The organism is Paenibacillus pectinilyticus (genome assembly GCF_001700435.1).
Lineage (GTDB): Bacteria > Bacillota > Bacilli > Paenibacillales > NBRC-103111 > Paenibacillus_E > Paenibacillus_E pectinilyticus.
Genome location: NZ_LYPC01000027.1, coordinates 603,148 through 615,589, shown reverse-complemented (window position 1 = coordinate 615,589; position 12,442 = coordinate 603,148). Strand labels below are relative to the sequence as shown.

The following is a 12,442-nucleotide window of genomic DNA, read 5'->3' as shown; positions in this document are numbered from 1 at the left end:
GAGCATCTGGCCTTTCCTTGTGCGCTGCTTTTATTCCGAAAGGTCAGTCAGCTTCACAGCGGCACCCGAACATGCTGATAGGGTGGATGCTTCCATTAAGCGGGTCAAGTCGCGTGCGAGGTCTATGTTCTCTTTCGCCCACGTGCCGTTCTGAATGTGGGAAACCCATTGCTCGAAGGGGGATGGCAGCTTCGGCAAATCTGTGACCACATGCCAACCAGGAGCACCTTCTGCTTCCATTTTAGCGCTGCGAATGCGCAATTGATCATCCGTTCGAGTATACAGGAGACTGCCCTCTGTACCTTGGATTTCGATGTCGAATTGCGAGTAGCTATTCACGAAACCCGCTTCAATTATCCCCAGTGCTCCGCTTGGATAACGCAGTGTTGCTACTGCACTATCTTCCACTTCGCGCCCTGTTATATAACCGAAGCTAGCACTTACGCTTTCTGGCAAGCCTAGAAACAGACGTGTTAAGTACATCGGATGACAGCCAAGATCCATCAGAGCACCGCCGCCGGTTTGCTCTAAATGGAAGAAATGAGCGGGAAGTGCACCATCTGGATTTTTCTCCGTTCTCAAGGCACCATTATGAGCAAGACGGATCCGCACGGTCGTTACTGTCCCCAGCGAGCCATCGCGAATGACTTTATGCGCCGCTTGCGTGAAGCCCATATACAACCGCGGTAAAGAGACGACCAGCTTAACGCCAGTTTGCTCCACGACAGCAAGGATTTCATTGCATGCCTTGGTGGTCGTCGCCACAACTTTTTCTGTGAAAATGTGCTTACCTGCTTTAGCAGCTGCAATCATCACCTCTTGATGCATATTCGTTGGTGTAACCACTATCACAGCATCGATTTCAGAATTTCTGAGAAGTTCTCCCAAATCACTGTAAAAAGGAACCCCATATTCTTCAGCCTTTTCCAGTCCCCTGTCAGGGATTTCGTCCCATACTGCAACAATTTCTGTATCCGCGTGTTCAACAGCGAGTCGTGCGTAATCTTTGGCATGGACGTGCCAGAAGCTCAAAATCGCAACTCTAATCATGGTGCCTCGGCCTCTTTTCCAAATGATTTAGTCAAAATAGACAGCTTTCCCCGTTCGATTCGATTCATAGATCGCTTCAAGAATCTCAGATACCACACAGGATTGCTCTGGCGTGACAACAGGCTCCGTGTCATTCCTAACGCTATCGATCCACATACGGATTTCTTTATCCTGCATCGATTCTTTCTTACCTTCGTAGAAATCCGCACCCTTTGCTTCGAACTGCATCTGATTGACATAGAGGCGGCTGTGCTTTTCCCCATTAATACGGAGGCCATCCTGCATATCGGCGCCGCCTTCCGTACCGCAAAGCGTACTTTTGGCTTCCTTCGTATCGAGCGTATTCAGCGCCCAACTTGCTTCTACCAGAATGGTTGCACCGTTCTTCATGACGATCATGGCGAATGCCGAATCTTCTACTTTGAATTTCTCTGGATCCCATGGTCCCCAGGAGTTCGCCGCATTCTTTTTGCGTGACAATTTATGATAAGCAGTGCCCAGCACTACCTTAGGTTCGTAGTTATTCATTAACCAAAGTGTTAAATCGAGGGCATGTGTCCCAATGTCGATCAGCGGCCCGCCACCTTGTTTCTCTTCATCCAGGAATACGCCCCAAGTTGGAACGCCGCGCCTGCGTACAGCATGCGCTTTAGCCATATAAATTTCGCCCAACTCACCATCTTCAACGAGACGTTTCAAATGTTGACTATCCGCGCGAAAACGGTTGTTATATCCAATCGTAAGCTTCTTCCCTGTGCGTTTGGCTACTTCCACCATACGACGGGCATCTGCTGCTGTCTTGGCCATCGGCTTCTCACACATCACATGCTTGCCCGCTTCCAAAGCGGCTATCGAAATTTCCGCATGCGTATCATTCGGTGTGCAAATGTGAACCACATCGATTGCTGGATCCGCGAGTAATTGACGGTAATCGTCATACACTTTGGCGCCCGGAGCACCAAATTTGTCTGCTGCTTGTTGTGCACTTGTCCGAAAAATATCAAAAAATCCGATAATTGCGACATGCTCTATTTTGCTCAAACTGGGTAAATGCTTTCCTGTTGCAATCCCGCCACATCCGATGATCGCGACATTAATCTTCTGCATAGCTAGTTCCTCCCATGATGAAAGCCTACATTTCTGCGATTGAAAGAAGATGCTGGACACCGACGAGCCTCCTGCTTACACAGGCAATCCCTATCGATATCCAGCGCCTCTGTTATCCATGCACTATTTCACATCGTCCATCTGTTGTTTGGCAATTGCCATGACATCTTTAGCAAGGAACGCTTTATCTTTATTTTCTGCGTACCATTTGTTCATGAAATCTTCGAGTTGCGCGCCGCCCGCTTTCGCCCATTCTGCTTGAGCATCTTTAATGGCTTGATCAGCTGTGTACTTCGTACCACTAAGAATCGCTTTCACGAAGATGTCGCCTTTTTCCTTCAGAATCGTTGTGTTTACAACTTGCAGGTCCGCTGAAAATACCGGCATATGATCGCCGACTGTAATTCCTGGGTATTCTCTCGTTGGATCGAAATACATTTTTTGAATGTCTTTGTACATATCCATAGCACTTTTTTGGACTGGAACATCCGGATTAAAGCCACTTAGTACGCTGTAGCATTTATCTTGTCCGAGGGAATAGAACATATCGTAGTCTCCCGCGTAACCGACTTCATTTTTGTTTTTAGCGACATCAATCGGTTGTGGACAGCCATTTGCGCCTTTCTTCCAGTGCACGCCTTCATCCCCATTGAAAATCTTCGAAGCTGTTTCTGGTTTCATCATGAAGTTGAGGTAGCGGCCAACAGCCTCAGGATCTTTGGCTTTGGCATTGATGACCGTCGTCATTTGAACAGGATTATCAATCGCTCCTGTAAATGTACCGAGCGGTGATTTCGGATAGCCTAATGGGGCAATCGTTGCTGTAGGTACATTTTTCTGCAAGGTTGCCATATCATTTAGAGCGAAATCGCCCCAACCACCGGTAAACTTAACATATATGCCAATTTTGCCATTGAGGAAATCTTGCTTCGCCTTCGCGCCGTCTTTATCGTTGATATAATCTTTATCAATAATGCCATCATCATATAGCTTTTTCTTAAAAGTCAGAGAAGCGAGCTCTTTATCCCACGCACGAACCACTTTGCCATCTTTCACGTCCCAAGCTAATAAATTGGCAGATGAGCTTTCACCAAACATTTCATTGATGGCTTGCTCGGAGTAGGTGCTCATGTTTAGACCGTACGTATCTTTCTTCCCGTTACCATCTGGATCTTGATCAGCAAACGCTTTCGCAACTGCGTACAGTTCATCCGTTGTCGTTGGCATCGTCAGATTCAATTTCTTCAACCAATCCGAACGAATTAATAAGATATGAGCTGGCACCGCTTCTTTCACTTTACCAATTTCATAAATCTTACCGTCTGGCTTCGTTCCAGCTTTCTTCAATTGTGGATACTTATCCAGCAATTTCTGATACTCCGGCATATATTGCAAAATGTTATCAATCGGCATCAGTTGTTTCTGATCATACAAGCTGCCGCGGAATGGTGTCGTGTACTCATTCACAATATCTGGCGCCGAACCTGAAGCAAATAGTACGTTAAATTTCTTCACAGAATCACTACGCAGGATTGGAACGAATTTGACATTTTCTGGCCCGTTCTGGTTGATATACTTGGTCCAGCGGTTTTCTTCATAAGAGCCTTCTGCTGCAGGCACGCTGCCGCGATCATACATACTTGAAGTTACATCTCCACGTTTAACCGGCTGGTTCGTTGCCGCAGCCGCACCAGTGGCCGTAGCAGTTGTCTCTTCCTTCTTGTCACTGCTGCAACCCGCCAATGTTGCACCTATCGCTACTGCCCCTACCGTCATCCCAAGCCACATTTTCTTCTTGTTCATGTCATTTTCCCCCTGCAAAATTTTATAGTGAAGTTTTGTTAAACGGGAACACCTCGTTCATTAACCCTTTACGGAGCCAAGCATAACACCCTTTACAAAATACCTCTGGAGGAACGGATACACGACCAGCATAGGAACAACCATCACTACAACACCTACAGCTTTCACCATCTCAGTCACAACTTGTGCCTGTTCATCTGCATTCAAGGAAGGTGAATTCAGAAGATCATTTTTTTGCAGCATCCCTTGGACAACGACCGTTAAATTCATCAATTCACTCTTGTTAATGTACATAAGTACATTCATGAATGAGTTCCAAAAGCCAATGCCGTAGAACAGAGCCAGTGTCGCCAACATCGGTAACGAAAGGGGGAGAATGATCCGGATCAGCAGTGATGTGTCGCTGCATCCATCAATTCTTGCTGCCTCCTGCACCTCGTAGGGGATATTCTCGAAATAGCTTTTCATCAATAACATATTGTAAGTACTGATGAACCCCGAAAGCCACAAGGCCCAGTACGAATCAATCAAATGCATGTTCTTAATCACCAGATACGTAGGAATTAATCCACCTGAGAATAACATCGTGAACACCATACCGAGTACCAAATAACGGCGTCCCATCAGATATGATCTGGATAACGGATAGGCAGCTAATATCGTGCCTAGTAAACTGAGTGCCACACCCACTAGCGTGATGACAATACTATTTTGAAAAGCTTTGAACGCTGGACTGGCCACGAAGAAGATTTTGTAGGCTGTAAATTGGATCCCCACTGGCCAGAAGAAGACGTGACCAGAATCAACGGCGGATCTTTCGCTTAGCGACAGCGCCACAATATGAATAAATGGGAGAATGCACGTTAAAGCAATGAGCCCGAGCACAACATAATTGATCGTATAGAATATCTTCTCTCCGTTGGTTGCTTTCATGCAAATCATCCTCCTTTGCTGTCAGACATGATGTGTAATGGTCTAGAATAAGGCTTGATCAAATTTTTTGGCAATTCGGTTCGCGATCAACACAAGACTGCAACTGATGATGGATTCAAAGAATCCCATCGCTGTTGTCAAACTAAACTGCGAGCTTCCTAGCCCCATTTTATAAATGTAAGTACTTATGACTTCGGAAACATCCGCCACACCGGCATTCTGCAAATTGTAGATCTGGTCAAAGCCTACTTCCATGATCTTGCCCATGGCCAAGATGAGCAGCAGGATAATCGTGTGCCGAATCCCTGGTAGTGTGACATGCCACATTTGCCGCCATTTCGCAGCTCCATCCATAGCCGCCGATTCATACAAAGAAGTATCAATATTCGTCAGTGCTGCTAAATAAATGATGGTACTAAATCCCATTTCCTTCCAAATGCCTGAACCTACGAAAATGGCTAACCACGATTTAGACTCATATAAGAAATTGATGGGTTCAATATTTAGTAATTTCAGCACCTTATTAATTGAACCGTAATCGGTTGCGAATAAAGATAATACGATACCAGAAACAATGACCCAAGAGAAGAAATGCGGTAAATAGATGATCGTTTGCACCCATCTTTTGAACCAGGACTTCCTGACTTCATTCAGCAAAATCGCCAGGAAGATCGGCATCGGAAATCCAAATATCAAGCTAAGAAAACTCAGCCAAAACGTGTTCCAAATGATTTGCAGTGTATTGGAGCTGGAGAAAAGCAACTTGAAATACTTTAATCCCACCCAAGGACTATTCAATATCCCATCTGAAAAGTTATAGTTTTTGAAAGCAATGACGAGCCCGCCCATCGGCCAATATTTGAACAAAATATAGTAAGCGATTACAGGGACTAGCATAATGAACAGTGGTATGTTTTGTTTCAACCTTCTTCGTCGTTTTAGCCTTAATGCTTTGGGATCGCTAGTGGTGTAGTCGATGACAGGAGTTTCGATTGTATTTCCACTCATGAATGCTTCACTCCTTACTTAAATCTTATACACCTATCATAAAAGTTTTCGCCCTAGAAACCCTTAAAATATTATAGATAAAACTATAATTTCATTGGTTCATTTCTAGCTATTTTTCCCAATAAAAAACTACTTTCCTCGTGATGAGGGAAGTAGTCTGGACGTCTCATTATACCTTTGAAGGTGCTGCAGTAGATTGCCGAACAATTAACTCCGGCAGCATGACAACACGCTGTTTGGCTGGCGATTTCTTCTTCAACTCCAAAATAAGCAGATCGACTACTTTCTTCCCCATGGGTTCTATCGGCTGTGCAATCGTTGTTAATGGCGGATCCGTCACCGAAGCAAGAATCGTATTATCGAATCCTATCACCGATATATCCTCTGGAACACGCAGCTTTAATTGCTTAGCCGCCTGCAATGCGCCGATCGCGAGCATATCATTACAGCAAAAAAGTGCGGTAGGCCGCTCAGCAGCTGGCAGCTCTAGGAGCTCCAACGCCTCACGTTTCCCATCCTCTACCGTGTAGCGACAATTGCGCACATGATCTTCTGACAGCTTGATACCAATCTCGCTAAGCGTAGCCATGAATCCTTTTACCCGCTCGCGGCTGCTTATGACTTTGGCATGTTCTGCCAGAATGGCTAAGCGCGTATGACCCAAGTCCAGCAAATGCTTAGCCGCCATTGTGCCGCCAACAAAGTCGTCAACGACGACGGTATGCACAGCTAAATCAGGCATTTCTCTGGCAATCATAACGATCGGAATCGCACGATCCATCAAGGGTGTAAGCATATCTTTGTTATCCATCCCTGTCCCGATAATCATGCCATCTACACTTTTTTGCTGGAGTAAAGACAGGTAACGTTCCACGCGTTCGTCTTTGTTGTCCGTACTGCATATGACAAGACTGTAGCCCAAGGAGTGACCTTGGTCCTCAACAGCCCTTGCGATTTCTGCAAAGAAAGGATTGGAAATGTCAGGGACAAGCAGTCCTAATGTATATGTCTTCTTGCCTGTGAGTGCCGATGCGATGACGCTTGGCTGATAGTTCAGCTTTTCCATCACTTTCAGGATTTCTGTGCGCCGTTCTTCACTAATTTTACCTTTTCCGTTCATGACCTGGGAAACAGCTGCAATGGAAACGCCAGCTTCTCTGGCTACATCGTATATGGTTGCCTTCATCCTACTACCCCATTTTTCTTAAAACATGCATGTATTCCCCATTATGACGGGGCATTCGGGAACTTGCAACCAGTCTACGCTTCGCTTGGCTTGGTCATGACCCAAGCATGTTCGGGATCGTTATGAAATTTCCATGTCCGGGTGGGTCCTGCCATCACATTCAAGTAATACACATCATAACCCGGAGGCGCCGAAACCGGATGATAGCCCCGCGGGACTAGTACCGTTTCTCCATTTTTGACAATTAAAGTCTCATCTAGTGAACGATCATCCGTATATACGCGTTGTAACGCAAAACCTTGCTCGGGCTGAACTCGGAAATAATAGGTTTCCTCCAAGAACGACTCCTCTGGCAATGCGTCACGATCATGTTTATGCGGCGGATAGCTGGACCAATGTCCATTCGGTGTGAAAACCTCCACGACAAGCAGGCTGTCTGCTGGCTCACTCTCGGGTAAAATATTATGAATATACCGCTCGATATGGCCATAGCCACGCGTTTCAACGCCTACTTGTTCAGGGGCAATTAAGCGAGAGCGATGGTTCCCCGCACCAGGCGCTGAACAAACGGCGAGCTGAAGAGACGTTAAGGCAGTCACTTCATAGCTATCACTGTTCGTCACATACACCGAATACGGAGGAATTTGCTCAAAAACACTCATCCGTTTTCCAATATTGTCCCATTGCTCTTCCTTTGTGCGAACGTTGGCTCTCCCGCTTAACAAAACCAGGCATACTTCCTGATCCGCGGTATCGCGTTTCAAGATTTGTCCTTCTTCCAGCTGCACGATTTCAAAACCAACATATTGCCAGCCAGCCGATTCCGGGGTCACGTGTAGAATGCTGCCTTCCTCAGTCGGAGAAGAAGCCGGTGTTACAATCAATTTGGACATCGTAACCTCACCTCTCTCCTTTAAACTGCTGAAGATTGCTTAAGTAATTCTAATGCCTCGCTAACTTTCACCGGACGTCCCAGGCGGGAAGACAGCTTCGCCGCTAATGCGATCCGTTCAGCTTGTATGCCGTCCTCGCCGCTGACAGGCACACACTTATCGTTCAAGATTGCATCGATGAACATTTGCGTTTCTTCGATATAAGCTGCTTGGTAGCGTTCTAGGAAGAAATGGAGCGGTTTATCGCTTGTGATGGCATCTGCCGTAGCAATGACTGCCGTGTTAGGATGATCATTCGATACCGTCACACTGCCTTTCGATCCGAATACCTCGACTCGTTGGTCATAACCATACACCGCTTGGCGGCTATTATCGATGACACCGAGCGCGCCATTCGCGAAACGAAGCGTCACTACCGCCGTATCCACATCACCATGCTCAGCAAAAGCTGGGTTAATTAGGACATTCCCCGCAGCATAAACTTCCTCAACTTCACTGCCCGAAACGAATCGCGCCATATCAAAATCATGAATCATCATATCCATGAAAATGCCGCCAGAAACCTTGATGTAATCCTCATGAGGCGGATTTGGGTCACGGGACGTGATTTTGATAATATGAGGATCGCCGATGCCTCCGCTTTCCACTACTTCTTGTACACGCTTGAAATTATGATCAAATCGACGGTTAAAGCCAATTTGCAGCTTTACGCCTGCTTGTTTAACTTCTGCAACGGCCTCTTCGGTTTTGGAGATGTCCATCGAGATTGGTTTTTCACAGAAAATATGTTTCCCTGCACGCGCTGCTTGCTGTATCAACGGCACATGTGTATCTGTGGAAGAACAAATGAAAATAGCATCGATGTCGGGATGATGGATGAGTTCGTTACTATCTTTGGTCACTAAACCGATGTTTCGAGTTGCTGCCCATGCCTCTAACTCTGGCCCTGCAAATAAATCACTAACTGCTAGGATGTCAACTTGAGATGAGCGCAGTAAATTGTCTGCATGAATTTTTCCAATCCGGCCAGCGCCGATAATGCCGATTCTGATCTTTTTCATTCGATATTTCCTCCCGCTTTACCGCTGCTTCCGAATAGTTGAATTTTGGCTCTCACGGATGCGATGATCGCTTCCCGAGCTGGAATTAAATAATGTCGAGGATCGTAAGCCTCCGGATGATCATTCAAATAGGTACGAATCGTAGCAGTGCATGCGATTTGATTGTCCGTATTGACGTTGATTTTGGCTGTGCCGCACGCAATGGCTTGGCGGATTTCATCATCTGGGAGACCACTTCCACCATGAAGCACGAGCGGCAAGCTTGTAAGTTCGCGAATCTCAGCCATCCGGTCAAAACCAAGCTTCGGTTGTCCACGATAGGGACCGTGAACGGAACCAAGTGCAGGCGCTAAGCAGTCGATGCCAGTTTCCATTACCAGCTTCACACAATCTGCTGCAACAGCGTACATCCCTTCCGCTTCATCAACAACAAGATCGTCTTCACGTCCAGTAATCCGTCCAAGCTCCGACTCGACAGATACACCAAGCACATGCGCAGCTTGCGTCACTTGTCGTGTAACTTCGATATTATGTTCCAGCGAATGATGCGACGCATCGATCATGACGGAAGTGAATCCAGCATGAATTGCTTGGATGCACACCTCATACGTACTGCCATGGTCCAAGTGAAGCGCAACTGGAACTGTAATGCCATAGTGTTCGATCAAGGCTTTTACCATACCAACGATACAAGGCAGTCCACCCATATAAGGAATGTACGCCTCACTCACACCAAGAATAACGGGTGCCTGTTCGTGCTGTGCCGCTTGCAAAATAGCTTGCGTGAATTCCAGGTTATTTAAATTAAATTGACCAACGGCATATTTGCCTTCTAATGCTGTCTGCAGCATATCTTTCATTGATACGAGTGCCATGTTGTCATCTCCTTTCTTGCAGGAACTCGCTGTTACCAGCGAGCTGTGACCATCTTTTTACGCGTATAGAACTCCACACCATCCGTACCGTTGGCATGCAAATCGCCGTAGAAAGATTTCTTCCAGCCAGAAAACGGGAAGAATGCCATCGGTGCAGGCACACCCAGATTGACGCCAAGCATCCCCGCATCAATCGTTTCACGGAATTGACGCACGTTGCTGCCATCTTGCGTAAACAGACACGCTCCATTCGCAAATTCAGAGCGATTCGAGAGCTCGATCGCTTCTTCCAAGGTATCAACGCGTACGATGGAAAGCACAGGAGCAAAAATTTCATCCTCCCAAATTTTCATCTCGCATTGCACGCCATCGAAAATCGTCGGGCCGACGAAGTAACCTGCTTCCCCAGTCGCTGCGTCTTTACGACCATCACGGATCATAATTGCGCCTTCTTTTTCACCGATGTCAATATATTTCAATGTACGTTCCTTGTGCACGTCACGAATGACAGGACCTAAGAACACGCCTTCCTCGTTTCCGTTTCCAATCGTAATCGCATCAGCCGCTTCAAGAAGCTTGCTTACAAGCGTATCCGCTACGACGCCAACCGCTACGACAACGGAACATGCCATGCAGCGCTCTCCTGCTGAACCGAACGCAGCATTCGTGATTTCCTTGACCGCAATAGACAAATTCGCATCAGGCATCACGATGGAGTGATTTTTCGCGCCGGCAAGAGCTTGAACGCGTTTCCCATTGGCTGCAGCTGTTTTGTAAATATATTCAGCTACAGGCTGGGAGCCTACGAAAGAGATGGCTTTGATATCTTTATGCGCAAGAAGTCCGTTCACCACGTCATGTGCACCATGAACGATATTCAGCACTCCAGCTGGCAGGCCAGCTTCGTGAAACAATTCTGCAAGGCGATTAGCCAAATGAGGCGTACGTTCCGACGGCTTCAATACGAACGTATTGCCGCAAGCAATCGCCAGCGGGAACATCCAACACGGGACCATCATCGGGAAGTTGAAGGGTGTGATCCCACCGATGACGCCGATTGGATAGCGGTACATACCGGATTCGAGATTGGAAGCGATATCTGGAAGTTGCTTACCCATCATGAGTGTTGGTGCGCCAGCGGCAAACTCAACGCACTCAATGCCGCGAAGTACTTCACCGTAAGCTTCTGAGTAGCTTTTGCCGTTTTCTTTTGTCACAATTCGTGCAAGCTCTTCCCAATGATCGACTAGCAGCTGTTGGTATTTGAACAGCACGCGTGCTCTCTTGGGTACAGGTGTACGGCTCCAGGACTGAAAAGCCTCTTGGGACGAGCGTACGGCCTGATCCACTTCCTCCTTCGTCGAAATCGGTATATAGGCGAGAATCTCTTCGGTTGCAGGATTGTAAACAGGCTCCGATTGTGTAGAGATTGATGCCACCCATTCGCCGCCAATCCAGTTTTTCAATGTATGTGTCATTGGGGATACGCTCCTTTAGGTTATATGTGAGATTATGAGGCTGTGATTTCTCCGCGATTACAACGTTCGATATACTCATCCACTTGTGAAGCCGTTGGCATCGCATCCGAGCAGCTATGACTGGAAATCACGATACAGGCAGCAGCGCTTCCGTATTCCATGCTTTTCTCCAGTGTCCAACCTTGCATAACACCGTAAATAAAGCCTGCCGCATAGGAATCCCCAGCACCAAATGTCTTCACGACCTTCGCTGGAAAGCTCTTCGCGCGATGGCCAACACCATCTGGTGTATACGCGATCGAACCGTCTTTGCCGTGTTTGATTATGACAATCTTAGCTGAATAATCGAACCATTTCGCAGCCGTGATATGATCATCCCTTTCCGGATTATGTTCAAATTTCTCCATCATATCGAATTCTTCACGCGTACCGAGAATGATATCGCATTTTTCAGCAGCCAAGTTGTAATAGACAGCCGTTTCTTCCGGGGATGTCCATGTATACGGACGATAATCGAGATCAAATACAATAACGGCTCCGTGCTTCTTCGCATAGTTCAGCGCTTGAAATACCGCTTCACGTGATGGACTCTGTGCTAGGGCGGTTCCAGAAATAAGCAATACTTTCGCGTCAGCAATCAGGGACTCCTGAACCTCATCAGGCGTTAACTTCAAATCAGCTACGTTATCGCGGTACATCAGGATGCTGCAATCTGTCGGGCTCTTGATCTCTGTAAAAGCTAACCCTGTCACAGCACCTGTACGGTCTGTCACCACATTGCTGGTGTCAATCGCATTACACTCTAAATAAGAAGCAATGAAACGCCCCATTTGATCGTTAGCGATTTTACCGATAAAAGCTGTCTTCATGCCAAGACGGGACATGCCGATCGTAATATTCGCTGGTGAACCGCCAACATATTTCGTAAAGGTCATCGTCTCTTCCATGGGACGGTGAATTTCATTTGCGTTCAAATCGATACATAATCTGCCGATAGCTACAAAATCAAGCGCTTTCGCCACTGGAAACGTCACATAAGTCATAATTG

General features: G+C 46.7%; 11 protein-coding genes. All 11 read right to left on the bottom strand.

All coding sequences use genetic code 11. The features are described 5' to 3' along the window. Positions 1-30 precede the first annotated feature (30 nt). The 11 genes from A8709_RS24435 to iolC all read right to left on the bottom strand — a co-directional run bounded on the left by A8709_RS24435 (position 31) and on the right by iolC (position 12,437). Positions 31-1,050 carry a Gfo/Idh/MocA family protein gene (locus A8709_RS24435; protein ID WP_065856059.1) on the bottom strand — a complete coding sequence of 340 codons (1,020 nt, stop codon included), beginning with the start codon at positions 1,048-1,050 and terminating at the stop codon, positions 31-33. Between the two features lie 27 nt (positions 1,051-1,077). Beyond that, a complete protein-coding gene (locus A8709_RS24430) occupies positions 1,078-2,157 on the bottom strand; it encodes a Gfo/Idh/MocA family protein (protein ID WP_065856057.1) in 1,080 nt (359 codons plus the stop codon). A gap of 123 nt (positions 2,158-2,280) precedes the next feature. Then, positions 2,281-3,960 carry a type 2 periplasmic-binding domain-containing protein gene (locus A8709_RS24425; RefSeq protein ID WP_065856055.1) on the bottom strand — a complete coding sequence of 560 codons (1,680 nt, stop codon included), beginning with the start codon at positions 3,958-3,960 and terminating at the stop codon, positions 2,281-2,283. Positions 3,961-4,020: 60 nt separating this feature from the next. After that, positions 4,021-4,893: a carbohydrate ABC transporter permease gene (locus tag A8709_RS24420; protein WP_065856053.1), complete on the bottom strand. Its 873-nt coding sequence runs from the start codon at positions 4,891-4,893 to the stop codon at positions 4,021-4,023. A 42-nt stretch (positions 4,894-4,935) separates the two neighbouring features. Then, positions 4,936-5,790 (bottom strand): ABC transporter permease, encoded by an 855-nt coding sequence (locus tag A8709_RS24415; protein ID WP_065857328.1) that lies wholly within the window; start codon positions 5,788-5,790, stop codon positions 4,936-4,938. A 280-nt stretch (positions 5,791-6,070) separates the two neighbouring features. Continuing rightward, a complete protein-coding gene (locus A8709_RS24410) occupies positions 6,071-7,087 on the bottom strand; it encodes a LacI family DNA-binding transcriptional regulator (protein ID WP_065856051.1) in 1,017 nt (338 codons plus the stop codon). 74 nt (positions 7,088-7,161) lie between these two features. Further along, positions 7,162-7,980, bottom strand: a complete 819-nt coding sequence (iolB, locus tag A8709_RS24405) for a 5-deoxy-glucuronate isomerase (protein ID WP_065856049.1) — start codon at positions 7,978-7,980, stop codon at positions 7,162-7,164. Positions 7,981-8,000: 20 nt separating this feature from the next. Further along, positions 8,001-9,041, bottom strand: a complete 1,041-nt coding sequence (iolG, locus tag A8709_RS24400) for an inositol 2-dehydrogenase (RefSeq protein WP_065856047.1) — start codon at positions 9,039-9,041, stop codon at positions 8,001-8,003. After that, positions 9,038-9,916: a class II fructose-1,6-bisphosphate aldolase gene (gene fba / locus A8709_RS24395; protein WP_065856045.1), complete on the bottom strand. Its 879-nt coding sequence runs from the start codon at positions 9,914-9,916 to the stop codon at positions 9,038-9,040. The genes iolG and fba overlap by 4 nt, the downstream gene beginning before the upstream one ends. 32 nt (positions 9,917-9,948) lie before the next feature. Next, positions 9,949-11,394 carry a CoA-acylating methylmalonate-semialdehyde dehydrogenase gene (locus tag A8709_RS24390; protein WP_065856043.1) on the bottom strand — a complete coding sequence of 482 codons (1,446 nt, stop codon included), beginning with the start codon at positions 11,392-11,394 and terminating at the stop codon, positions 9,949-9,951. A 32-nt stretch (positions 11,395-11,426) separates the two neighbouring features. Further along, positions 11,427-12,437 (bottom strand): 5-dehydro-2-deoxygluconokinase, encoded by a 1,011-nt coding sequence (iolC, locus tag A8709_RS24385; protein ID WP_065856041.1) that lies wholly within the window; start codon positions 12,435-12,437, stop codon positions 11,427-11,429. Between the last annotated feature and the right edge of the window lie 5 nt (positions 12,438-12,442).